At 39.7% G+C, this 23,869-nt stretch carries 21 protein-coding genes; 5 read left to right on the forward strand and 16 right to left on the reverse strand.

Features of this window, described 5'->3' with window-relative positions:
• Positions 1-11: 11 nt before the first annotated feature.
• The 3 genes from ahcY to gloB form a co-directional block, all read right to left on the reverse strand.
• Complete coding sequence (ahcY, locus tag IEV36_RS12100) at positions 12-1,394, reverse strand: adenosylhomocysteinase (RefSeq protein ID WP_004771530.1); 1,383 nt, start codon at positions 1,392-1,394, stop codon at positions 12-14.
• 565 nt (positions 1,395-1,959) lie between these two features.
• Positions 1,960-2,166: a hypothetical protein gene (locus tag IEV36_RS12105; protein ID WP_004771531.1), complete on the reverse strand. Its 207-nt coding sequence runs from the start codon at positions 2,164-2,166 to the stop codon at positions 1,960-1,962.
• A 297-nt stretch (positions 2,167-2,463) separates the two neighbouring features.
• The gene (gloB, locus tag IEV36_RS12110; protein ID WP_004771532.1) at positions 2,464-3,195 is read right to left on the reverse strand and encodes a hydroxyacylglutathione hydrolase; all 732 of its coding nucleotides are present in this window, start codon (positions 3,193-3,195) and stop codon (positions 2,464-2,466) included.
• 351 nt (positions 3,196-3,546) lie between these two features.
• Between gloB and IEV36_RS12115 the strand changes: the two genes are divergently transcribed.
• Both IEV36_RS12115 and IEV36_RS12120 read left to right on the forward strand, forming a co-directional pair.
• On the forward strand, positions 3,547-4,533 hold the full coding sequence (locus tag IEV36_RS12115; RefSeq protein ID WP_005256833.1) for a hypothetical protein: 987 nt from the start codon (positions 3,547-3,549) through the stop codon (positions 4,531-4,533).
• On the forward strand, positions 4,527-5,393 hold the full coding sequence (locus tag IEV36_RS12120; protein WP_005256834.1) for an arginase family protein: 867 nt from the start codon (positions 4,527-4,529) through the stop codon (positions 5,391-5,393). The genes IEV36_RS12115 and IEV36_RS12120 overlap by 7 nt, the downstream gene beginning before the upstream one ends.
• Positions 5,394-5,448: 55 nt before the next feature.
• Here IEV36_RS12120 and IEV36_RS12125 read toward each other — a convergent pair whose 3' ends face one another.
• From IEV36_RS12125 to IEV36_RS12165, 9 genes are all read right to left on the reverse strand, one after another.
• On the reverse strand, positions 5,449-6,144 hold the full coding sequence (locus IEV36_RS12125; protein ID WP_004771537.1) for a methionine ABC transporter permease: 696 nt from the start codon (positions 6,142-6,144) through the stop codon (positions 5,449-5,451).
• Complete coding sequence (locus IEV36_RS12130; RefSeq protein WP_005256835.1) at positions 6,141-7,169, reverse strand: methionine ABC transporter ATP-binding protein; 1,029 nt, start codon at positions 7,167-7,169, stop codon at positions 6,141-6,143. The genes IEV36_RS12125 and IEV36_RS12130 overlap by 4 nt, the downstream gene beginning before the upstream one ends.
• Before the next feature lie 72 nt (positions 7,170-7,241).
• On the reverse strand, positions 7,242-8,117 hold the full coding sequence (locus IEV36_RS12135) for a MetQ/NlpA family ABC transporter substrate-binding protein (protein ID WP_004771540.1): 876 nt from the start codon (positions 8,115-8,117) through the stop codon (positions 7,242-7,244).
• Between the two features lie 609 nt (positions 8,118-8,726).
• The gene (gene purD, locus IEV36_RS12140) at positions 8,727-10,013 is read right to left on the reverse strand and encodes a phosphoribosylamine--glycine ligase (protein WP_005256836.1); all 1,287 of its coding nucleotides are present in this window, start codon (positions 10,011-10,013) and stop codon (positions 8,727-8,729) included.
• A gap of 203 nt (positions 10,014-10,216) precedes the next feature.
• On the reverse strand, positions 10,217-11,791 hold the full coding sequence (purH, locus tag IEV36_RS12145) for a bifunctional phosphoribosylaminoimidazolecarboxamide formyltransferase/IMP cyclohydrolase (RefSeq protein WP_005256837.1): 1,575 nt from the start codon (positions 11,789-11,791) through the stop codon (positions 10,217-10,219).
• An 80-nt stretch (positions 11,792-11,871) separates the two neighbouring features.
• Positions 11,872-12,141 carry a DNA-binding transcriptional regulator Fis gene (gene fis, locus IEV36_RS12150; protein WP_001086304.1) on the reverse strand — a complete coding sequence of 90 codons (270 nt, stop codon included), beginning with the start codon at positions 12,139-12,141 and terminating at the stop codon, positions 11,872-11,874.
• Positions 12,142-12,515: 374 nt separating this feature from the next.
• Positions 12,516-13,376: an MJ0042-type zinc finger domain-containing protein gene (locus tag IEV36_RS12155; protein WP_005256838.1), complete on the reverse strand. Its 861-nt coding sequence runs from the start codon at positions 13,374-13,376 to the stop codon at positions 12,516-12,518.
• Between the two features lie 14 nt (positions 13,377-13,390).
• Positions 13,391-14,293, reverse strand: coding sequence for a 50S ribosomal protein L11 methyltransferase (gene prmA / locus IEV36_RS12160; RefSeq protein ID WP_004771547.1), 903 nt, complete (start codon positions 14,291-14,293; stop codon positions 13,391-13,393).
• 184 nt (positions 14,294-14,477) lie between these two features.
• Positions 14,478-14,870: a hypothetical protein gene (locus tag IEV36_RS12165; protein WP_005256839.1), complete on the reverse strand. Its 393-nt coding sequence runs from the start codon at positions 14,868-14,870 to the stop codon at positions 14,478-14,480.
• A 251-nt stretch (positions 14,871-15,121) separates the two neighbouring features.
• Here IEV36_RS12165 and mnmG point away from each other — a divergent pair, with 251 nt between their 5' ends.
• Positions 15,122-17,002 (forward strand): tRNA uridine-5-carboxymethylaminomethyl(34) synthesis enzyme MnmG, encoded by a 1,881-nt coding sequence (gene mnmG / locus IEV36_RS12170; RefSeq protein WP_005256840.1) that lies wholly within the window; start codon positions 15,122-15,124, stop codon positions 17,000-17,002.
• A gap of 117 nt (positions 17,003-17,119) precedes the next feature.
• Positions 17,120-17,452 carry a DMT family transporter gene (locus tag IEV36_RS12175; protein WP_005256841.1) on the forward strand — a complete coding sequence of 111 codons (333 nt, stop codon included), beginning with the start codon at positions 17,120-17,122 and terminating at the stop codon, positions 17,450-17,452.
• A 64-nt stretch (positions 17,453-17,516) separates the two neighbouring features.
• Here the strand turns inward: IEV36_RS12175 and IEV36_RS12180 are convergent, their stop codons facing one another.
• The 4 genes from IEV36_RS12180 to IEV36_RS12195 all read right to left on the reverse strand — a co-directional run bounded on the left by IEV36_RS12180 (position 17,517) and on the right by IEV36_RS12195 (position 21,274).
• Positions 17,517-18,971, reverse strand: a complete 1,455-nt coding sequence (locus tag IEV36_RS12180; RefSeq protein ID WP_005256842.1) for a hypothetical protein — start codon at positions 18,969-18,971, stop codon at positions 17,517-17,519.
• 134 nt (positions 18,972-19,105) lie between these two features.
• Entirely contained in the window at positions 19,106-19,729 is a 624-nt protein-coding gene (locus IEV36_RS12185) for a sterol desaturase family protein (RefSeq protein WP_005256843.1), read from the reverse strand.
• A gap of 96 nt (positions 19,730-19,825) precedes the next feature.
• The gene (locus IEV36_RS12190) at positions 19,826-20,827 is read right to left on the reverse strand and encodes an AraC family transcriptional regulator (RefSeq protein WP_005256844.1); all 1,002 of its coding nucleotides are present in this window, start codon (positions 20,825-20,827) and stop codon (positions 19,826-19,828) included.
• A 213-nt stretch (positions 20,828-21,040) separates the two neighbouring features.
• A complete protein-coding gene (locus tag IEV36_RS12195) occupies positions 21,041-21,274 on the reverse strand; it encodes a DUF6500 family protein (RefSeq protein WP_005256845.1) in 234 nt (77 codons plus the stop codon).
• Positions 21,275-21,609: 335 nt separating this feature from the next.
• Here IEV36_RS12195 and IEV36_RS12200 point away from each other — a divergent pair, with 335 nt between their 5' ends.
• A complete protein-coding gene (locus tag IEV36_RS12200) occupies positions 21,610-23,817 on the forward strand; it encodes a TonB-dependent receptor (RefSeq protein ID WP_005256847.1) in 2,208 nt (735 codons plus the stop codon).
• Positions 23,818-23,869: the final 52 nt, after the last annotated feature.

Genomic DNA, 23,869 nt, shown 5'->3' on the forward strand with positions numbered 1-23,869 from the left:
CCCTGATTTTCTTAGTATTTGTAAGCGTCAGATTTGAACGGGCCTTCCACTGGAACGCCTAAGTAATCTGCCTGTACTTGCGTCAGTTGTGTTAATACACCACCGAAGCCAACAACCATTGCCGCAGCAACTTCTTCGTCTAATTTCTTAGGAAGTACTTCTACGCGAATCGCTGCTTGTTTTTGATCAGCAGGCAAGTCAGCAAATTTCTCAGCGAATAAATGCATTTGACCTAAAACCTGGTTTGCGAAAGAACCATCCATAACACGTGAAGGGTGGCCAGTTGCATTACCAAGGTTTACTAGGCGACCTTCAGATAAAAGGATCAAATAGTTGTTTTCATCTTCTGAACGATATACTTGGTGTACTTGTGGCTTCACTTCAACCCACTTGTAACCACGGAGGTAAGCTGTATCGATTTCAGTGTCAAAGTGACCGATGTTACATACAACCGCACCCGCTTTTAAGCTATCTAACATTGCTGAATCACATACGTGGTAGTTACCCGTAGTGGTTACAACAAGGTCAGTATTGCCGAGTAGATCGTGATTGATGTCTTCTTTCTTGCCTGTTTGCACGCCATTTTTGTATGGAGATACAACTTCGTAGCCGTCCATACATGCTTGCATTGCACAAATCGGGTCAACTTCAGTTACACGTACGATCATGCCTTCTTGACGTAAAGATTGAGCAGAACCTTTACCTACGTCACCATAACCGATCACAAGTGCACGACGACCAGAAAGCAACATATCAGTCGCACGTTTGATTGCATCGTTTAATGAATGACGGCAACCATATTTGTTGTCGTTTTTCGATTTAGTGATCGAATCATTCACATTGATTGCAGGAACTTTAAGTGAACCGTCTTTCCACATTTCCAATAGACGTTGCACGCCTGTAGTGGTTTCTTCGGTAATACCGTGAATGCGTTCTAACAACGCTGGATATTTTTCATGAACAAGTGCAGTCAAGTCACCGCCATCGTCCAGAATCATGTTGGCATCCCAAGGCTGACCATTCACATTGATCTGTTGCTCTAGGCACCATACATATTCTTCTTCTGTTTCACCTTTCCAGGCAAATACAGGCACACCGCTTGCAGCAATGGCAGCAGCAGCATGGTCTTGAGTAGAGAAGATGTTACAAGAGGTCCAACGCACTTCTGCGCCAAGTTCAACTAATGTTTCGATTAGAACAGCAGTCTGGATTGTCATGTGGATACAACCCAAGATTTTTGCGCCAGCAAGTGGTTTAGCTGCTGAATAACGCTTACGTAAACCAATCAAAGCTGGCATTTCTGCTTCAGCAAGTTTGATCTCTTTACGACCGTAGTCAGCAAGGGAAATATCAGCAACTTTATAATCTGTAAATGAAGCATTCACCGCGTTCATCAGGATCTCCTAGAAAAAATAGTATGGATCATTCTGTTCGCGGATGCCGTTGTTGGCTAAAGCGAATGTTTAACCGATCGTCGAGCCTGGCAAATTGATCTTTAGTGCCGATCAATTGTCGCAGCATCCCTCGACTGGGCAATATGATACTTGGAAATCAGTTTTGTTCCAATAGGGACTGTTGACATTTCACAGATACTTGCGACAGAGGATATTTTTTAGGCGGTACAAGGAGAGTTTTGCGAAACTTAGTACTCTAAGTAAGCAAAACATAACGTAGTAACGGCAAAAAATAGCCCTGTCCCAGAGGGTTATAGCTAAAACTTCCCTAAACTACGTTATGAAACTTGGCAAGGAGCTGCGATTGCCTGCTTTTCATGCCTTGTTGATGTGGTTTTAGCGAATAACGCAATGTATGGCTGAAATGTCACCAGACCCTAATATTTTATTGGAAATGGCTAGAAAATGAAGAATTAAAAGGGAGATAAAGTTGAAAGTATTTTTATCTATATAAATCGAGGATTCCAAATCCCTTTGGAATCCTCGTGTTTAGGAAATTTTGTCATTAGGCTTTTAAATGATCTTCGAATTCTTCACCCAACTGCATTGCTAAAGCATTACCAGAGAGATCGCCTGTCACCAAACCATATTCTTTTTTAAAGCTAAATGTAAAACCACGGTTATCTGTCAGATTTTTAACTGAATATCCCAATTTTTCTAACCAAATACGGAAAGCCAATACGTTTTTTGCTTTAACAACTCTGTTTTTCATGACAGATCTCCTTGTGAACATGTATTTATTAATAAGGGTCAGATAATTTTTTTTAAAGGGGCATTGCATAGAATTATTTTGCCACGTGTAAGTAATGTAAAATTAGCGTAATTTTTCTAGGTATAATGTTATCTGATGATTTTTTATCTAATTGAAATTAAAGGTTAAAGTGTTTTTGTTTTTTGGTATTTAAAAATTATTTTTTAAATAAATATTTCATGACAAATGTAAAAAATGATTTCATTTTCTACCTTAAGAGAAAAGTAGAAAATGAATCGCTTAAATTTACATCATTAATTAAAACTGATCTTTTAGGCTGCGGATACGCGCAAAGTCCTCAGCACTTTCAGTACGTAAAAATGGATTGGTTTCGAGTTCCTGTTCAATCGTACTTGGTAAGGTGATTTGATCTGCATCTCTTAATGCTTTGACCTGTCGCATACGTTCTTGCAGGGCAACATTATGTGGCTCTACAGTCAAGGCAAATTCACCATTGGCAAGCGTATATTCATGGGTGCAATACACTTTGGTCTGGATAGGTAATGCAGCCAGTCGATTTAAGGAGTGATACATTTGCTCGGCTGTGCCTTCAAATAATCGTCCACAGCCCATTGCAAACAGAGTATCTCCACTGAACAGACTGTCCATCTCTTCAATGAAATAAGTGATATGACCTAAAGTGTGACCAGGGGTCGCGATGACTTCAATTTTGAGATCATTAAAGTGAAAATGATCATTATTCTGTAGTGGATTTGAGATCAGAGAAATTTTACTCAATTCATCTCGAGGGCCGTAAACCAGAAGATTCTGATTTGCCAATAAGCCTGGGACACCGCCAGTGTGGTCAGGATGCCAATGGGTCAGCCAGATCTGTTTCAGGGTGAGTTGATGCTGCTGGCAAAACGCTGTGACCAGCTCGGCTTCCGTCGGATCGACCGCCACAACTTCTTTGCTGCGGGTATCTTCCAATAACCAGATATAATTTTTTAAGGCATTTTTTACGTCAATTACATGAATCTTGTAATGCATAGCCGAGTCCTGAATCTTTGTTCTGTGTGGTTATTGCGAGTTGGGTACTCAATACTGAGTGCCTGATTCTAGTTTAAGTGCAAATGTCATCGAGTGCAAAAAAGCGCTGCATTTGTACAGTAATACTGACTTTTTGGGGCAGATTCTGACGTCGATATTCATCGCGTCTATTTATAGTTGACAAGTGTTGTATTTTAAATAAAGATGAAAGAAAACTTTTATAAGTTAATGGTTTATATTTATCTTTAATCCTATAAGAAATACTTTATTAAAGCTAAATCATTCAAAAATTAGATTTAACAAAATAAGGATGAGGTCGTTGTAAATCATCATGATGAAGCAGGGGAGCTTATGTCTGATTTGATCGATCACGAAGTGGTCATGATTTTTAAAAAATATCTATATCCGCTCTCTGCCAAGCTGACAGAAATGTTAAATGAACACTTTAGTCATCAAACAGAACGGAGAGGTTGTGGCTATACACAAGCGACTCGCGTTATTGCAGAGTTTGTTTCGCAGGTGCGTGATCCATTTGGGTTTCAGGATTTACGAATTTTTGAGGACTATGAAACCAAAGCGCTGAAAAATATTCTCAATCAAGCGGGTTCATATGGTCTGACACTAGAAACGTGGCGGAATCTGGATATCAATTTAGAAGTCCAGCAGACTTTAAAGCGTTTAAACCCGCAAGAGAGCTTTGCACAGAATTTACAGCAAGAAGCCAAATTTCAAGCCAAACTTAGAAGTATTCATCAATATGCCGAGTTGGAAGAAAGTATCCTGATTTGCCAGTTGCTTGCCGATATTATCCTGCCTCAAACGGCGCAGGATTTCGGCATGATTGAATGTCAGGCTTTGCTTGAAAAGCCTAAAGTGGGTTCTTGCCCGATGGCAGAAAAATTCTTTTTGCGTATTGCGCATCATCGGTTATTACGACAGGGTGAAATCAATATTTTTGTGGATGAACATGATCAACCAATCATGATGGAAAAATTGAATATGGGGGATAACCATTCCTGTATCAGTTTGGTGCCTTTAATGATGAATGGGGTACGATTACCTGCGGGAAGTTTATTCTCTGCGCATTATGAAATTGAACAGCTCGAAAAGCATAAAAACAAGCAATATAAAGGCTATGTGATCCCGATTGCCGAGATGAATGGTTTCTGGTTTTTGCGTTTAACCACTTTGGCTGTTTCACCACAACATCGTGCGCGGGCATTTGGCTATCATTTTAAACAGCAGGTGGATAATGGATTATTCAGGCCTGATAGCACTGAATTAAGTCAGCTGATGGATATTGCCAAAGATCAGATTTATGTGGGACATCCATGCTAAAAGCTTGTTACTCTCCACGCTACTTTGCGCAAACGCATACCAATAGTATGGAAAAACTTACCGCTGTAGCGGATGTGTTGCGTACGCATCAAATGGCAGAGCTGGTGGATCCTGGGCTGATTGATGTGGAAATCTTGAGGAAATTGCACAATCCACAATATGTCGATGCTTTTTTATCAGGACAATCGGCATTTGCAACTATTCAAGGTTTTAAGCCATGGAATGAACAGTTACGAGATGCGATTTTAGCGATTCAGGCTGGACAATTACGGGGCGCTGAAATTGCCTTGAAAGAAGGGGTTGCGGCCAATATTGCACAGGGATTTCATCATGCCAGTTATGAATCTGGTGCAGCCTATTGTACCTTTAATGGCTTAGCGCTGGTTGCCAAGCAGTATCCTGAGAAACGTATTTTTATTTTGGATTGTGATCAACATGGTGGGGATGGCACGGCTATTTTCACCAATCGTATGACCAATCTGATTAATTTTGGTATTTTTGGAATTCGGTTTGGCTGCAAGGCTGGTGAACGTAGCTTGACCCGTTATATTCATCCTAAACAGGGAAATTTTGATTTATATCGAGAAGCGATCTTTGAGGCCTTTCAGTATGCTTCACGTTGGGAGGCTGATCTGATGATTTATCAGGCGGGCATGGACTGTCATCAACATGATAAATATGGTTCAAAATGGTTGACCACAGAATTACTTTTTGAGCGTGATCGCATTGTTTTTGAAATGGTGAAGAAAATGAAAATCCCGATGCTATTTGTATTGGCAGGAGGGTATCAGAATTTAACCGATTTAGTTCCACTCCATGTCAATACCTTCAAGGCAGCCAATGAGATTTACTTTCCTTAAAAATGTTCAGGTATAAAAAAAGCGCCCATCATGAGCGCTTTTTCTATATTTTTTATTAACGTAATTTTGCCAGCCAGTCACCGAACATTTGTACCATTTGTACTAATAGCAATAATACAATGACGGTTAAAATCACTACACTCGTATCGAAACGTTGGTAACCATAAGAAATCGCCAAGTCACCGATACCACCTGCGCCTACAGCCCCTGCCATTGCAGTCGCACCGATGAGAGAAATCGTACCGGTGGTCAAGTTTAGTATGAGTGAGCTACGCGCTTCAGGAATAATAAACTTGAAGATGATTTGCCACGGTGAAGCACCCATTGCCTGAGCAGATTCCACAATACCTTCATTCACTTCAAGCAATGAGGTTTCGATCAGACGGCCTAAGTATGGGCCCACATAAATGGTCAAAGGCACAATCGCTGCCCATGTGCCAATTGAAGTGCCAACCAGCATTTTAGTCAGTGGAATAACGGCAATCAGCAGAATAATAAACGGAAGGGAACGCAGTGCATTCACAATCGGGTTCAGGAAATAATAAATCGCACGATTTTGCAGGATACCGCCTGAGCGGGTAACGACTAGCGTAATACCTTGAATCAATCCCCAAATGCAACCAAACAGCAGAGAAAAGAACACCATTTGAAAGGTTTCTTGCAGTGCTGTCACAAACTGGTCGATCGAAAGGGAGCTATGCCAAAATGGAGCAGTGACTTGGGTCAGCCATTGTACGATGAAATCTCTCATTGGCTTACCACTCCAGATTGTTCCACTTTCACGCCTTGAAGCTCAAGGAATTTTACGGTTTCCTGAATGATCAACGGATCACCCAAAAGCTGGATAAACATTTGTCCGATCACCGTACCATTAATCTCGGTCATATTGGCAAACAGAATATTTAAACTCACATCAAATTGTTTAATCGCAGCCTGAATCACGGTTTCCTGTGCTGAAGTGCCGAGGAACTGCAAGCTATAGATACTATTATGATGTTGATGTTCAAGATTACTTAAAATATTTACTGGTAACTGCTGTTGCAATACCGTTTGAATAAAGGTCTTGGTGGTTGGATGCTGTGGCTGACTGAAAATATCCAGCGTCGGGCCAGTTTCAATCACATGACCTGACTCCATGACCGCCACATAATCACATACTGATTCGATTACATCCATTTCATGGGTGACCATGACAATGGTAATGTTCTGTTCTTTGTTAATCTTTTTTAATAGCGCCAAAACAGATTTGGTGGTCTGTGGATCAAGGGCAGAAGTTGCTTCATCGCACAGTAGAATCTTGGGATGATTGGCCAGCGCACGCGCGATACCAACACGTTGTTTTTGTCCCCCTGAAAGCTCATCAGGGTAGGCATCTTTTTTATGTTTAAGATCGATAAACTCAAGTAGTTCAGCCAGACGTTTTTCACGTTCAGCTTTGCTATGCCCAAGTAATTTAAGTGGCATTTCAATATTTTCAGACACGGTTTTAGTCTGAAGGAGATTGAAGTGCTGAAAGATCATGCCAATATTTGCACGTTCTTGACGAAGTGTTCGCGCGTCCATAGCAGTAAAGTCTTTTTGATTGATAATGACTTGTCCCTGCGTCGGGCGTTCAAGCAAATTAATCAAACGGATCAGCGTACTTTTACCTGCACCACTATAGCCGATAATGCCAAAGATACTACCGTCCGGAATCTCTAAATTGATCTGGTCCAGTGCATTGATCGTTTGACCTTTCAACTGATAGTGTTTCGAAATGTTTTTAAATTGGATCATGTTCGTCAGTACTATGGCAGAAAAGAAAAAACAGGCAAAATCACTTTGCCTGTTTTATTTGAGAGCATTATATTACGAATTTGCTTCTGTGAGGTAGCTTGTTGGTTTGTTCACGTCAACTTTCGTACCAGCAAAGTGTTCTTGAACATATTGCTTCACAGCTTCAGTATGGTAAAGCGCGCCAACTTTTTGCAATACAGCATCATCTTTACGAGATTCTGCAGTCGCTAAAACGTTTACATTCAGCTTCGTGCTTTGATCTACAGGCTCATAGAAGATCGCATCTTTCAGAACGTTTAAACCGCCTTCCATTGCAAGTGTATTACCTAATAAAATGGCATCAACTTCGTCTTTAACACGTACAGCTGTTGCCATTTGAATTGGTTTGATCACAATTTTTTTCGGGTTTTCAGTAATGTCAGCAGGCGTGCCTTTTACTGGATCAAAGTCAGCTTTTAACTTGATTAAGCCCGCGCTTTGTAAAAGTAATAATGCACGTGATTCGTTCGCGCCGTCATTTGGAATCGCAATCGTTGCACCTTCAGCAAATTCGTCAACTTTTTTGACTTTGCTTGAGTAGATACCCATTGGTTCTAAATACGTGGTTGAAACAGGTGCAATCTTATCTTTATTGGCAGCATTAAATGCCACAAGGTAAGCGTAAGACTGGAATGCATTCAGATCAACTTCTTTGTTCGCTGCAGCAGTATTCATGGCAACGTAATCAGTGAAGTTTTTAATTTCAAGTTTGAGACCAGCAGCTTTGGTTTCAGGTAAAGTTGCAATATAACGCCAGATATCAGCGTCAGAACCTGTAGAAGCGATTACAACAGTTTGTAATGCAGCAGCATCACCTTTTTGCTCGGTAGATGCGGTATCTGGTTGTTTACTGCAAGCTGCAAGTAATAACACCGATACACTTAAAAAAAGACTAATCAGCTTTTTCATGTATAAATCCTAATCGGAATAATGTCGAGAAAATCAGCCTTTCTCGAGCATTAATGATTGCAATAGGTTTGTATGTTGTAAATTGGCATCATCCTCAAACAATCACGTGAATTATTTTTGAGGTTTTCAGTAGAGTCCTTTCCACAACACGCGAAAAATAAATGAATATTCATGTCCCCATTCAGTATATATACAGTGGGAAATCAAGCATTCATATCTTTTTCTAATCAAATTTGGATTTAGCTGCAATTTGTTTTGTTAGGAAAAATATTCTAATCATTTGAAATGAATGAAAAAGAATACTGAATTAACATAAAAACAACATCTAAAATTTCGGCAATCATACCAATAATTTAATGCAGGGGACAGTGCAGTAGATTATCCTAGTGAGTATAAGGCTATGATTATTTGAGAGAAATTACATCATAAGTAAATATAAATTGATGATAGTTTTATGGTTTTTTCAAAAAATATCTGTAGCAGATTGAATTAAAACATAAATATATATTTTTCTGAATTTTATATTTAAATAATGAATATAGAAGTGGGAATTATGCAATTTAAGGAATAAAAAAAGCCTTCCGAAGAAGGCTTTCAAGCATAATTTACTTATTCGGCTTTTTCACGGGCAATGGCGCGATAGCCAATATCGCTACGGTATTGCATGCCAGTGAAAGTGACTTGGCCACAAACTTCTAGCGCATTGATTTGAGCTTCGAGTACGGTATCACCTAAGGCTGTGACGCAGAGTACGCGACCACCCGCAGTAATCACATGACCATCAGCACTCATTGCAGTACCCGCATGGAAGATTTTGGTGTCTTCTGGAGATTGACCAAGACCTGAAATTACATCGCCTTTGCGTACCGTTTCAGGGTAACCACCAGCAGCAAGAACGATACCAATCGATTTGCGCTCATCCCATTCAGCTTCGGTTGGCAAGTTGCCTGCAATACCAGCCTCAACCAAATCAACCAAAGATGATTTTAAGCGCATCATGATCGGTTGAGTTTCTGGGTCACCAAAACGACAGTTGAATTCGATCACACGTGGTTGACCTTGTTCATCAATCATCAGGCCCGCGTATAAGAAACCTGTATAAACGTGACCGTCCGCAGCCATACCATCAACGGTTGGACGCATCACTTCATTCATGACACGTTCAAAGACTTCCGCAGTGACGACAGGCGCAGGAGAGTAAGCACCCATACCACCTGTGTTTGGACCTTCATCACCTTCAAAAATACGTTTATGATCTTGTGATGTCGCCATTGGCAAAATATTGTTGCCATCGATCATGCAAATGAAGCTTGCTTCTTCGCCTGCAAGGAACTGTTCAATCACAACGCGTGAACCAGCATCACCAAATTTGTTGCCTGCTAGCATATCGTCGATTGCTGCAAAAGCTTCTTCATTGGTCATGGCAACGATCACGCCTTTACCCGCAGCAAGACCATCGGCCTTGATAACGATAGGTGCGCCATTTTGCTCAACATATGCTTTAGCCGCATCAACTTCAGTAAAGACATCATAAAAAGCGGTTGGAATGTTATGGCGCTTTAAGAAGTGTTTTGCAAATGCTTTAGAACCTTCTAGCTGAGCTGCATATTGGGTTGGTCCCCAAATTTTTAAGCCAGCTTCGCGTGCTGCATCCACGACACCATTCACTAAAGGCGCTTCAGGGCCAACAATGACTAATGCAACATCATTTTCTTTGGCAAAAGCAATAATGGCTGGATTGTCTAAAATATCGAGTTCAACATTTTCACATTTGTCTTCAGTTGCAGTACCTGCATTACCTGGTGCAACAAAGACTTTAGTGACTTTTGCATCTTGTGCGATTTTCCATGCAAGTGCATGTTCACGGCCACCGCTACCCAAAACTAAAATATTCATTATAAAGTTATTTCCCTTTTTCCGTATTTAAGAATATACCTGTTCAGAATAAAAAAGTCCCCCTTAACCTCTCCCTTGCGGAACTACAATCGTTCCTCATCTCCTAAGAGGAGAGGGAACCCATATTGATATTGGTGTAGTCTCCCTCCTTTTAGGAGGGAGATTTAGAGGGAGGTAAATAAGATGGAAACTTTAAAGTAGGATTAGTGACGGAAGTGACGCATACCCGTGAACACCATTGCAATACCAGCTTCATCTGCTGCTGCAATTGTTTCTTCGTCACGCATTGAACCGCCTGGCTGGATAATGCATTTAATGCCAGCTTTGGCAGCATTATCAATACCATCACGGAATGGGAAGAATGCATCAGATGCCATAACTGCACCTTCAACCACTAAACCTGCATGTTCAGCTTTAATCGCAGCAATACGTGCAGAGTTTACGCGGCTCATTTGACCTGCGCCTACACCAATGGTTTGACGATTTTTTGCATAAACGATCGCATTTGATTTCACATATTTTGCAACTTTCCATGCAAAAATAAGATCATCAATTTCCTGTTCAGTCGGAGCGCGTTTAGTCACAACTTTCAAGTCATCTTTAGTGATCATGCCCAAGTCTTGATCTTGAACCAATAAACCGCCATTCACACGCTTATAGTCAAGTTGTGCAGCACGAGCGTCAATTGCTGGAAGCTCACCACACACCAACACACGTACATTCTTTTTCGCACCTGTGATTTCTAGTACGCCATCCGCAATGCTTGGCGCAATAATCACTTCAACAAATTGACGATCAACAATTGCTTGTGCTGTCGCGGTGTCTAATTCACGGTTGAATGCAATGATGCCACCAAATGCTGATTCAGGATCGGTTGCATAAGCAAGATCATAAGCTGCCTTGATACCATCCAATGAAACAGCAACGCCACAAGGGTTTGCATGTTTAACGATGACACACGCAGGCTTCGCAAATGATTTCACACATTCAAGTGCTGCATCGGTATCTGCAATATTGTTATAAGAGAGTTCTTTTCCTTGTAATTGCTTCGCAGTAGAAACAGATGCTTCTTTCGCATTTTCTTCTACATAGAATGCTGCGTTTTGATGAGGGTTTTCACCATAACGTAAATCTTGTGCTTTATTTAGTTGCGTATTGAAGGTACGAGGGAAGAGATCCGCTTCGCCTTCTGCTTTACCCACACGTGCACCTAAATAAGACGCAATCATGCCATCGTATTGTGCTGTATGTTCAAATGCTTTTACTGCTAAGTCGAAACGCGTTTCATAAGAAAGCGTACCATTTGCTTTTAGCTCGGCAACAACTGTGTTGTAGTCAGCTGCATTAACGATAATTCCCACTGAAGCGTGGTTTTTCGCTGCAGCACGAACCATAGTCGGACCACCGATGTCGATATTTTCGATTGCATCTGCAAGCGAGCAGTTCGGTTTAGCCACAGTTGCAGCAAATGGATAAAGGTTAACAATCACCAGATCAATCGGATCAATGTTGTGTTCTTGCATCACAGCTTCGTCCAGACCACGACGAGCCAGGATGCCTCCATGAATCTTTGGATGTAATGTTTTAACACGACCATCCATCATTTCAGGAAAACCTGTATGTTCAGAAACTTCTACTACGGCAATATTGTTGTCTTTAAGCAACTTATATGTACCGCCCGTAGATAAAATTTCTACCCCTAGAGCTACAAGATTTTGAGCGAACTCAACGATTCCGGTTTTATCAGATACAGAGATTAAAGCACGTTTGATAGTCATGATTTTAGTCAACAGTTTGAAGTCTACAGATTAAAACAAAGGCAAAAAAAATGCCCACGAGAACGTGAGCATTTTATCAATTATTCACTCATTAAACCGTGAGCTTTTAACTTTTTGCGTAAAGTTCCGCGGTTAAGGCCTAAAATCTCAGCAGCACGCGTTTGGTTGCCACGAGTATATTCTAAGACCACAGATAAAAGAGGTTTCTCCATTTCTGCTAAAACCATGTCATAAACTTGAGATGGTTGCTCACCTTGCAATTGTGCAAAATAATGACGAACTGCGCGATCTACATGGATGCGAAGAGCGACATCAGATTGAGCCGTAAAAATAGGAGATTTGCTATTCATGCGTGTTAATCCGAAAAATCAAAATATCACTTGGGTAAAGTGATATAAATGTGGTCTAAATTACTGAGCCCCGTTTTAGATCCTAAAACAGTGACTCTAAAACAAAAGGACTATTAGCTTGCCACAAATCCTCGAGTTGTGTAAAAAATAAGCGTAACAATAGTTAAATATTTGTTACCGCCTACTTTCAAAAACAAAAAAACCAACAATGCGCTTATTAGGTAAAAGCACAGTTCGTTTAACGATTTTATTGTCTGTAGATTACGAGGAGTAAGTGGGTCAAAGCATTCGTGGCGCGTATCATACCACTGTCAGCGAAAAAGTGAGCAAATTAACTGCACTTTTTTTTGTTTTTTTGTCACTTTTTTGAGCTTTTAGGGCTGTACAAATTCTAAACTATAGTCATTGAAGCTATTTTTGCTTTTCGGAATGGTAAATTCGAAGCGAAAAGGGCTATTTGATGGAATGCGCTGAATGGTCTTTAAACTGTCGACTAAATAGTCTTGTGGTTTCAAAACGGTATAAGAAATTTCTTCACCATTTTGTTTAAGTACCACTTTAATTGGGGGAAGCACAATACTATTTGCATCTTGGTTAAGCAATACGCCAGAAAAACCTGTGGCGTTATGCTCAACCCGTTTCAGTTTTACTTTCTCAAAACTAAGAGACTGATATTGTTCATTGGCGACTTTGCAGCTTAGAAGACCACAGACATAATTAAACATCTGGTTTAATGCTGGGCTTTCATGCATGAGTTTTGGGTTAAACCATAAAATCTGAAAAGCAAACACCAGAATCAGTGCAATATTTCCAATACCCCAAAGGGTGTAATATAACCAGCCATGTTGTTTGTCATTATTTTCCTGATCCATTGAAAGTGCATCTTCTGAAAGATTCAGGTTAGGCAGGGCAGTGACGGGTTCGGTATTAAAGTAATTCAGGTTATTTAAATAAGTGAGTAGATCAATATTTGAGTTTTCAATTTTCTGATCGAAGATCCTTAAGATCTGCATCTGCTTTTCTGCAAATGAGCTATCTGGCTGGATTGATGAAAACAGTGAGCGATTAACGGGTGTTGGTGTCGCATCACTGTCTGTTTCGAGCAAATTGGTTAATGCATTAAAGTTAATGACGCATTTTGGGCAACAAACCATACCCTGTGCAACACTGAGTTGTGAAAGGGTCACTTTGTACACAGTTGAACATTTAGGGCAGCGGGTTTGTTTTTCACTCATAAGTTATAAAATTCTCAAATTGTTTTTCGTTTTCCTGAAATGCGGCACCAGTTTTCTTCACGCTTTTCGATTTCTAATATATCAAAAAACTCAGCGTAAACGCTAGAAACATCAGCAACTTGCTCTTCAATTACACCTGCTAGTGCGAACTCTCCCTCATTTTTTAATAAAGTTGAGAATTCAGGCGCAAGTGCCATGAGTGGAGCTGCAAGAATATTGGCAACCAGAATGTCAGCCTGTTGAGGTTTGAATTCCTGATCAAACTCTTCAGGCAAACCGACATAAAGGCGGTCAAGCACACCATTTAACTCGGCATTTTGTTTTGTTGCCAGTACAGCTTGCGGGTCGATATCCGTTGCATAAACTTTTTTAGCGCCTAATAAAAGGGCAGCAACGCCTAAAATGCCAGAACCACAACCATAGTCGATCACAACTTTATCTTTTACATCAGTTTTACCTAACCACTGTAAACATAAGAATGTGCTAGCATGATTGCCTGTACCGAACGCTAGACCTGGATCAAGTTTAATATTGGTTGCATCTGCTTCAGGTGGTTCTAACCATTCAGGGACGATCCAGAATTTTTCACTAATTTGAATTGGTTCGTAATAATCCATCCATGCGCGTTCCCACACCTGATTTTCAAGGTATTCATGGCGCATTGGAACATCAGGAAGTTGTGCTTTAAGGAAAGTTTCCAAAGCATCTACATCAATTGGGTCATCTTCTTCTTGTTGGTAAATACCCGTAACGATGACTTTATTCCAAAGTGGAGTTTCGCCTGGTAATGGCTCAAGCAGGGCTTGATCTTCTGCATCATCTAAAGTAACACTCACCGCACCCAATGAAAGGAGCAATGTTTCGGTAAGTTCAACTTGATTTTGATCAACAGTAATATGAATTTGTAGCCAGTTCACAGGAAAACCTAAATAAATGTATTTGTGCGTATTGTAATAGATTAAAACTTATTAAAGGGATTATAAAATAGACAGATTACAATTTTAAGGACAAATATTTAAGTCAGTGTGCTTTAGAACATTGTTTTTAGATTTAATCGATAAAAAAAGAAGGCCATCAAGACCTTCTTTATTTGTGCTGCAATTATGGCGCAGTCTGTTCAACATCTGGAGCAACTGGTGGTGCAGGAGTCGCTGCAGGTGCCTCCATAGCAGGCGCAGCTTCCATTGGGGCGCTGCTCACTGGACGTGGAGCTGACTGAGTTTCAGAGAGACGACTTTGTGTGTCTACAGCAGCGTTAGAAGCTGGCATTGGCGGTTGGAATACGAGTTTACCGGCTTCATTTGGTTCACATGAACCATTGAAAACAACGCCTTTATACGCAAATGAAACTGGATCACCTTGTTTTTTGCCTTTACAAACCTGTTGGTACTTTTTGGCTTGTTGATCTTGGGTAGCTTTGGTATCTGCCGCATGTGCAGCTACGCTAAAACATAGGCTACAAATAAGAGATGAAAATAAAAGCTTTGTGTTCATATCATTTTCCTAAAGTATTTGTTATGCACTTTTTAGGATAAGAAATTCATCAAATAAAACAGTGGTGTTCGAGTTAATAGTTTAGGCAGCTCTGTTAAGTATAAGATGAAAATGCAACAGAACGTTTCTTTTTGTATGTTTTGTCGACATATCTTAGGCTTAGAATCCAGAAGAATATTGATGGTTTTTGCCAATTTGATGCAAAACTCCTGTATAATACTCTGTCATTTTTTGAATACATATTTACCACTATGCACTATCCTAAAGTTTACGACGTTATCGTAATTGGTGGCGGTCACGCTGGTACGGAAGCGGCGCTCGCTGCGGCACGTATGGGAAGACAAACATTATTGTTGACGCATAATATTGAAACTTTGGGACAGATGAGCTGTAACCCAGCAATTGGTGGTATTGGTAAATCACATTTGGTCCGTGAGATTGATGCACTTGGCGGTGCAATGGCACTTGCGGCAGATAAAGGTGGTATTCAATTCCGTATTCTCAATTCGCGTAAAGGCGCTGCCGTTCGCGCGACACGTGCACAGGCAGATCGCGTACGTTATAAAGCTGCAATTCGCGATACGCTAGAAAATCAGGCCAATCTGGATATCTTCCAGCAAGCAGCAGATGACTTAATTGTTGAAGGCGATGCGGTTAAAGGTGTTGTTACCCAGATGGGTATCCGTTTCGATGCCAAAACTGTGGTACTAACAACAGGGACTTTCCTTGGTGGTGTGATCCACGTTGGCTTACAAAACTCAAGTGGCGGTCGTGCAGGGGATCCACCCTCAATTGCACTAGCTCATCGTCTACGTGAACTTAAACTTCCTGTTGGGCGTTTAAAAACAGGTACACCACCACGTATTGATGCACGCTCAGTTGATTTCTCTGTGATGACGCCACAACCGGGTGATTTCCCATCTCCTGTCATGTCATTTATGGGTGATGCGTCAATGCATCCTGAGCAAGTTAATTGCTATATCACGCATACCAGTGAAAAAACCCACGAAATTATTCGTGGTGGTTTAGACCGTTCACCAATGTATACGGGTGTGATTGAAGGTGTTGGCCCACGTTATTGCCCATCGATTGAAGATAAAATTCATCGTTTTGCTGATAAGGACTCACATCAGGTATTCCTTGAGCCAGAAGGCTTAGATACTCATGAGCTTTATCCAAATGGTATTTCGACTTCATTGCCATTTGATGTGCAATTCAATTTAGTTCGTTCGATCCGTGGTATGGAAAATGCGCATATCCTTCGTCCGGGTTATGCAATTGAATATGATTATTTCAATCCACAGGCTTTGAAGTTCACACTTGAAACCAAAGCGATTCAAAACCTGTATTTTGCTGGCCAAATTAACGGTACTACAGGTTATGAAGAAGCCGGTGCGCAAGGTTTATTGGCGGGCTTAAATGCTGCACGCCGTGCTTGGGAACAAGAAGAGTGGACGCCAAAACGCGATCAGGCTTATATGGGCGTGTTGGTTGATGACCTGATTACCTTAGGTACCAAAGAGCCGTACCGTATGTTTACTTCACGTGCGGAATATCGTTTGATGTTGCGTGAAGATAATGCGGATCAACGTTTAACCACGATTGGCCGTGAACTTGGTCTGGTTGATGATGAACGTTGGGCGGCTTATAGTGAAAAAATGGAAGCAGTTGAGCGCGAAACCTCTCGTTTACAACATTTATGGGCAGCACCAAATAACCCAATGGGTAAAAAATTCGTTGAAATGACGGGTGCTGATCTTAGTAAAGAATGTAGTGCGGTTGATTTGCTTAAACGTCCAAATATTAACTTCTGCCAAATCGCGGAATTAACAGGTTCAGAAGTTTCACAACAAGTCGGCGAGCAAATTGAAATTGCGGTGAAATATGAAGGCTATATCAATCGCCAGCATGAAGATGTTGCGCAATTGAAGCGTCTTGAAGAAACCAAAATTCCAGCTGATTTTGAATATGATGGTATTTCAGGTTTATCACGTGAAATTACTTTGAAGTTGAAAACAGTTCGTCCAGAAACCTTGGCACAAGCAAGCCGTATTCCTGGTGTTACACCAGCTGCTGTGCAGTTACTGATGATTACCATCCGTAAAAACAACATGGCGAAGAAGTCAGCTTAAGCTTTCATTCGACACATTCAAATAAACATTAAAAAACACCCTTTTCATAAGGGTGTTTTTTTCTCTGAATATTTTATTCCTATCATCATAAATATAGATTTGCTGAGGTGCGGTTAAATGAAAAACTGGATAATTTTGTTTATCGCGATTATTGCAGAAGTGATTGCGACTTCAGCGTTGAAAAGTAGTGAGGGTTTTACCAAGCCGCTCGCTTCTATTGTGGTTGTACTTGGCTATGTGATTGCATTTTACTGTCTCTCTTTGACACTTAAAACGATTCCAGTCGGAATTGCGTATGCAATCTGGTCTGGTGTCGGGATTGTCTTGATCACAACAGTTGCTTGGTTTGTGTTTGATCAAAAACTAGATGTTTGGGGGATTGTTGGAATTGCATTGATTATAAGTGGTGTACTGATCCTGAATCTATTGTCGAAATCCAGTTCGCATTAATTTTCTAATTATAAAAAAACCGAGCTTTCTGCGCTCGGTTTTAGACTCATTTTATTGGTTTTGATTATCGGCCTGCAAAATCAAATATGCCATTTAAGGTAATACTATTATTGACTTCATTTGCAGGATTACTTTTAGAGGTCAGCGTTGTATTTTTAAAACTGATTTTGTTTTTCTCAATGTCGTAACTAAGTCCTGCACACGCTTGGGTATAACCGCAATGATATTGGTATTCAAAATAATCTACCAATAAGCCTGTTGTAGGGTTTTGACCTATTCGGGTGTCTTTGAAATCTATTTTCTCAATTCGATTATTGCGAATCTTGATTTGTAGTGAATTATTTCCAAGTTGCTGTCTATCGTGGTTGATGACATCAAAATAGAGTGCAGGCTGAACTAAAGAGAAGCTACTTTCGTTTTTAAGAATGGGTGAAATTTGAAGTTGTGTACTCGGTATATTGACCGTTACTGAACCATCGAGTTGTAGCTGTGCCTTAGCACATTCTGGCTGAATCGGAAAATTAGGAAACAATGGCGGTACATCTTGTTTATCCTTATACATCGCTTGATTAAATGTTAAAGAGATATTATTTGCACTTTTATTCGATTGAAGTGTTGTTATATCTTCAATCGGGAATGTCATTGTCATAGCACTACACATGCCAGAAATATAAAATGATGTTTCAGTTGATAAGAGCGAGCTTTGAATCAGGTTGTTTTCTATAGCAGTGCTAAACTGGGCTAATTTTAAACTGCTGTCTATGCCATTATTTGCATGAGTGCCGAATAGGATAGTTTTAGTTTTTGGATCATAAACAGCTCCCATTAGTGAGACTGGCTGTTGATTGGAAATTAGATTAGATTGACTGGTTTTTCTGATATTGTTAAAAGTCTGTGGCGCTGTAGATAAAGAACCAACAAGTTGCCCATTCAATGTTATGTAGCTTTTTTCAGTAGGAACCTGATTATCTGGATTGTCTGTGGGTGACAGACTAACAGTTGGTAAGTTTGAGAGTTTTGTATTATCAAAATTAATTTTGCTAAAACCTGTCTTTTCATCAAAACTTAGCTCAATACCCTTGCATGCTTCAAATAGGATAGCGCTTGAACATGAAAAAATATTTTCCTTTGATAAGCTGAAAATATCTGTTTTTAAATAACTTTCACCAATAGAAACATCCAGTACTTTTTTTAGAATTGGGTCATAATTAACATGGAGTGTTTGTTTTATATCATTTTTATCAAGATTGTAGCTGAAAATAATAGAGCTATTTCCACTGTCAAAATGATGCGTAACTGAATACGCATTCACCTCATCATTCTGGTTACTACTTCTGTTTGAAATCTGAAAGGTCGGGTCTGCATCCTTTTGCAGGCTTAAAGTACTTTGAAACTCGGTAGTAAAGGGTGTTAAGACAGTAGGTGTTTCTTCCATCGTTTTATGATTATCTCCACCCCCACAAGCTGAAATTATCATTGCTGTAGTTAAAATGGTAATACATGGTTTAATCTTTAACATTTTTTTGTTTTCTACATGGATTATTTTAGAGAAGAATAATATCTATTAATGATGTCCTTTCAAAGTGTTTTAAATAATATTTGTGATAAAAGCCCAATCAATATGATTAGGCTGGATAGGGAGAAATAGGATATTTATAACGCCACCTCAACGCCGTGTTTCAAATTCTGTTGATCAATGTTGGTATTGGCATCAATCTTGGCATACGCTTTTGGTAAAAGACGTCGCGCCATTTGATTCACTCTTTTTTCTAGCCACTTTGGCATATTCATCGCTAAAGGATTGGTTTCTGTATTAGATGCATCCGTCATGACGCGTGTTCCCATAATATAGTCGAACCATGGACGGGTCACACACCAGTTGGCATTTTGATTGCTGGTCATGTGATGGTCGTAATGCCAAGGAATCCGCTTTTTAGCGTATTCGGGATCTAGGTGTGATTTGGCATGAGTTTTCCAATAATTCCAAATGCCATAGTACAAGCCCGCGGTAAAGAAAGGGGCAACTGGTAGAAAAATCGTGGATGCGGCAGCCAAGCCAATTAATGCTGATTTTTCATTGTACATTTCAGCATTTTTAAACATGGAATCTGCATAGCCTTCGTCATGAAAGCCATTTAAGCGAGCGCGTTTGTGATGGGCGATATGCGTAAAGAATGGGCTATTTCTATTTTTACTGGGGAACTCATGTAGCCAGACTTTATGGAAATACCATTCCAGACCATTTGCGACAAAAATACCTACTGGAAAACCGATCATATTGGATTACCTCATAAAACATAGATCGGATTTTAAGAAAAGTAAGATGAATTATTTTGACCCATCTGACAGTTTTAATCTGCCTATCCAATCAAATTAAATCTGTTTACGTTGTCGGTATGCAGTTGGTGTTTCTCCAGTCCACCGTTTAAATGCTCTTGAAAACGCGGAGGGTTCTGAAAAGCCAGTGAGATAAACAATCTGATCGATGCTTTCTTGGGTATGGGAAAGTAACCGCCGTGCAAGACGTTCACGATATTGGGCAATGACTTTTTCATAAGTAGTATTGAGAAGTTGTAAATCTGCTCTCAAACTACGGGCACTACGTCCTAAATATTGGGCAACGATGTTTTGATCAAATTCTCCAGATTCCAATAAGCCACTGGCCAAGATTCTTTCGATTTCATTGATGAGCTGGTGTTTGTTTAATAGCTCAAGCTGTGAAGCTGCATGATGTTCATGGACTTTTAAAAGTTCAGGTTCATACGCAGGTGAAGGTGTTTTTAAATGGGCTGCATCAAAGCAAATATGGCCATTTTCCTGTCCAAGTTTGACTGGACATCCCCATATTTTCTGGTATTCCTCATGTTCGCCGCCATCTGAATAGGGTAAGCCAATTTCAAGAGGGTTAAATGTTTCATCAGTGATGTATTTAAAGAAATTGAGCAAAATGCCGATTGCACATTCCAGATAATGTCGTACAGGATGATTTAGACCTGAAATCTTAACCGTATGTTGGTTGATGATGTCGAGTTCAAATGACATTGCATCGGTAAGTAAGGCTTGATAACGGATGGTACGTTGTAGACCTTCACCAAATGTTGGACTGCTCAAAAAAAGATATTCAATAACTTGCCCGCGAAAAGGTGGGACATTCGCACCGACATGCAAGCCAATATCACCATCATGGCTAATATCTTCAGCGGCTTTCCAGAAACGTTGCTGAGTAGAGTTATCACGACGAACAAATTTATCAGGTGGCTGATCGGGTAAATGAACACTGGCAAAAATGGCTGCTGCATCCAGATCCATCTTTTGCATGGTTTGATAGACCATCCATAAAAATATACCAGCATCACTGGTTTTTCTTGAAGTCATAACACACGGTGAAGATGTATTTTAAACCTTTATACTATGTTGTTTAATGGTAGAAATGAATTGGCTTAAAGGCAGGGTGAGCAGAGATTTAATGTGAAATTATAAATTAGCTAAGCAATAGCTCAGGCTGTATCACTTAGCTAAAAGATTAAATAAAAACTATAAGAATAAATAGCTTATGTGACTCAAAGGAAGAGCAGCAATCGTACTTAATTACGTATTTTCTTGAGTAGATTGACTCAAGATCAGCGCTTTAATTTTTGTGGCTTTCTCAAAATGATCAAGTCGATGTTCCATAATCCACCATTGGGCAGCTTCCATAAGACGTTCAGGATCATCATTTTTATTGGCAAAGAACGCATAAAAAGAAAGCCCGACCTGACTACCTTTTTTAGCAATTTTTTCGTCGCACACTTGAATGATTTTGGCTCTAAGTTCTTTTCTCATTTTTTATAAATAGTCTGTTGATGGCTGAACTGACTTATTTTACCACCTATGTTATGAGAATTTGCTGAAGGTGACGCGGTTTACATTGCTTTAATAGATGAAAATCCATTGAAAAGATCATCAATTCATCAATCTTTGGATGCTGGCAAAGCGTATTCTTTATTGATATGAGGGTAATAAGCAATGTCAAACAGTCTGAATGTTTAATAAACCGACCAAAAGATGAAAAATGGTAGAAAATATAGTGAAAATGAGAATGATTTTTATTAAAATTGTAGCGTTTGTTTATTTTTAAGTTTTTTTTAATTTTTTGTCTGAATTTTTTTGGAAATTTTATGAAGCCTTTAGACTTGGGTGTGAGCATTAAACCGATATTTAAGTTTAGCTTGTTAACCATGATGATGTTGCAAGCTCATCATGCAATTGCAAATGAACAGAGCGCGCCGACGGCAGTCATGCCAACGATTAAAATTGAAGCGATGAGCGAGCTTGATCCGATCAAAAGTTATATTGATTATGAGCAGGCAAGTGTGACCCGTAATGGTCTTAAGAAAAAAGATATACCACAAACGATTGATACCATTGATGTGCAAAAATATAAAATCTATGGTGCAAATGATCTCAGTGTCATGTTACAAGGCACACCAGGGGTAACTACAACTTATGATACACGTGGCGATGGTATTATGATTCGTGGTTTTAGTGCTGATACTAGTGATATTTACCGTAATGGCGTACGTGAAGGCGGCCAAGTACGCCGTAGTACTGCAAACGTTGAGCGTATTGAGATTTTAAAAGGCCCTGCATCTGTACTTTATGGACGCGGCGCAGGTGGTGGAGTTGTGAATATGGTGACCAAGTTTGCCAATTTTGACTCTAAAAGTTCTGTGGGTATCTATGGAGGTTCTTATGACAACATTGGTGGAACCTTAGATATCAATCAGATTGTGAATGATAATTGGGCGGTACGTTTGGTTGGTGAAAAATCTGATACCAATAGTTTTCGTTCAGGTATTGGCACAAAACAATCGATGTTCTCACCAAGTGTGACCTATCGTAGTGATGATGAGAAGCTGTTGTGGACTACAGAATATACCTATGACAAATTAGATCGTATTCCTGACCGTGGTCCATCTTTTTCCGTATTAAATCGTTTTCCTGAAAATATTTTAAGAGAAACAGGTTTTGCAACATCATCAGATTTTATTGTTGATGAATTACAAACGGTACGTACAGATCTCAAATATGAATTTGCACCAGATTGGAAATTTCATTGGGCATTGAGCTATCGACAAGCTAATCAAGATTTCGATAATTTCTTTGGTGGAAGTTATTGTACTGATGATACGAAAGGATGCAAAACTGGCTATATCAAGCAATCTTATGCTTGGCAAGAAACCATGAATAAGACTACGACAAATACATTTGATATTACGGGTAAGTTTAATACAGGCAAATTAGAACATCAGATCATGGTGGGTGCGGATTGGTCGCATGAGGATCGTGAACCTAAATTAGGTAATTATTCAAGCGGTGATAAGGCTGGATTATATTATCAATTAATTAATCCATATAACGTGAAAGATTATCAGACTTCTTTTGATCGTAATAATGGTCGACCAAATGCAACATCTTATACGCATCAAAATAATGATAGTTTGGCATTTTTTGTACAGGATCTTATCTCATTAACACCGACCATAAAGATGATGTTGGGTGCACGATATGATCAATATGAGGTAAAAACTCGCGATACATTAATTGATTCTAAAACATACGGGCAGTCAGTCACAATGAATGCTGAAACTTTTAGCCCGAATGTTGGCTTTGTTTGGCAGCCAGTTGATAATCAGAGTTTTTATACTTCTTATAGTAAAAGCTTTGCACCATTTGGCGGCAGTGCTGGGGTTTCACCATTTACGAATGGTACTGTTGATTTGAGAACTGTGAATGCAGAGCCGCAATATAATGAACAATACGAGATTGGGGTCAAAAGTGATTGGTTCAATGATCGCTTAAATACTCAATTTTCTGTGTTCGATATCCGTAAGAAAAATATTCGTTATCGTCCTGATCCTGATAATCGTCCTTTTGATTATGTAGTGGGTGGTGAGCATCAGTCAAAAGGAGCTGAATTTAGCTTTATAGGGCGAGTGCTTGATAATGTATTTATTCGTGGTGGATATGGATATACAGATGCAAAAGTAAAAGATGATAAAGATCCAAAATCTGCTAGTGCTGGTCACTATCTAGCAAACGTAGCAAAGAATACTGGTAATCTATTTGTTCGGTATTTACCAGTAGAGAATATCTATACTGAAGTTGGTGCGACTTACAATGGCTCTTTCTATACTAATTTATCAAATGCTCCAGATACTAAGCTTGACGGGTGGACACGTTTAGATGCTGCTTTGGGCTATAAAGGTGAGCATTGGGGAGCTACATTAGCTGTAAGTAACCTCACTGATAAAGTTTATTGGAGATCAAATACAATGCCGGGCACTCCACGCAACTTCTTGGTGCGTTTAAATTACCAGTTCTAAATAATTTAGTTCATTTTTCTTTTAAGCATCTCTGTATCAGCAGGGGTGCTTT

Origin of the sequence: Acinetobacter vivianii (assembly GCF_014635885.1) — a bacterium.
Lineage (GTDB): Bacteria > Pseudomonadota > Gammaproteobacteria > Pseudomonadales > Moraxellaceae > Acinetobacter > Acinetobacter vivianii.

Excerpts from the sequence above, each read along its gene's own strand:
- ahcY (WP_004771530.1), bottom strand. The coding sequence starts at position 1,394 with ATGAACGCGGTGAATGCTTCATTTACAGATTATAAAGTTGCTGATATT.
- IEV36_RS12105 (WP_004771531.1), bottom strand. The coding sequence starts at position 2,166 with ATGAAAAACAGAGTTGTTAAAGCAAAAAACGTATTGGCTTTCCGTATT.
- gloB (WP_004771532.1), bottom strand. The coding sequence starts at position 3,195 with ATGCATTACAAGATTCATGTAATTGACGTAAAAAATGCCTTAAAAAAT.
- IEV36_RS12115 (WP_005256833.1), top strand. The coding sequence starts at position 3,547 with ATGTCTGATTTGATCGATCACGAAGTGGTCATGATTTTTAAAAAATAT.
- IEV36_RS12120 (WP_005256834.1), top strand. The coding sequence starts at position 4,527 with ATGCTAAAAGCTTGTTACTCTCCACGCTACTTTGCGCAAACGCATACC.
- IEV36_RS12125 (WP_004771537.1), bottom strand. The coding sequence starts at position 6,144 with ATGAGAGATTTCATCGTACAATGGCTGACCCAAGTCACTGCTCCATTT.
- IEV36_RS12130 (WP_005256835.1), bottom strand. The coding sequence starts at position 7,169 with ATGATCCAATTTAAAAACATTTCGAAACACTATCAGTTGAAAGGTCAA.
- IEV36_RS12135 (WP_004771540.1), bottom strand. The coding sequence starts at position 8,117 with ATGAAAAAGCTGATTAGTCTTTTTTTAAGTGTATCGGTGTTATTACTT.
- purD (WP_005256836.1), bottom strand. The coding sequence starts at position 10,013 with ATGAATATTTTAGTTTTGGGTAGCGGTGGCCGTGAACATGCACTTGCA.
- purH (WP_005256837.1), bottom strand. The coding sequence starts at position 11,791 with ATGACTATCAAACGTGCTTTAATCTCTGTATCTGATAAAACCGGAATC.
- fis (WP_001086304.1), bottom strand. The coding sequence starts at position 12,141 with ATGAATAGCAAATCTCCTATTTTTACGGCTCAATCTGATGTCGCTCTT.
- IEV36_RS12155 (WP_005256838.1), bottom strand. The coding sequence starts at position 13,376 with ATGAGTGAAAAACAAACCCGCTGCCCTAAATGTTCAACTGTGTACAAA.
- IEV36_RS12165 (WP_005256839.1), bottom strand. The coding sequence starts at position 14,870 with ATGAACACAAAGCTTTTATTTTCATCTCTTATTTGTAGCCTATGTTTT.
- mnmG (WP_005256840.1), top strand. The coding sequence starts at position 15,122 with ATGCACTATCCTAAAGTTTACGACGTTATCGTAATTGGTGGCGGTCAC.
- IEV36_RS12175 (WP_005256841.1), top strand. The coding sequence starts at position 17,120 with ATGAAAAACTGGATAATTTTGTTTATCGCGATTATTGCAGAAGTGATT.
- IEV36_RS12180 (WP_005256842.1), bottom strand. The coding sequence starts at position 18,971 with ATGTTAAAGATTAAACCATGTATTACCATTTTAACTACAGCAATGATA.
- IEV36_RS12185 (WP_005256843.1), bottom strand. The coding sequence starts at position 19,729 with ATGATCGGTTTTCCAGTAGGTATTTTTGTCGCAAATGGTCTGGAATGG.
- IEV36_RS12190 (WP_005256844.1), bottom strand. The coding sequence starts at position 20,827 with ATGACTTCAAGAAAAACCAGTGATGCTGGTATATTTTTATGGATGGTC.
- IEV36_RS12195 (WP_005256845.1), bottom strand. The coding sequence starts at position 21,274 with ATGAGAAAAGAACTTAGAGCCAAAATCATTCAAGTGTGCGACGAAAAA.
- IEV36_RS12200 (WP_005256847.1), top strand. The coding sequence starts at position 21,610 with ATGAAGCCTTTAGACTTGGGTGTGAGCATTAAACCGATATTTAAGTTT.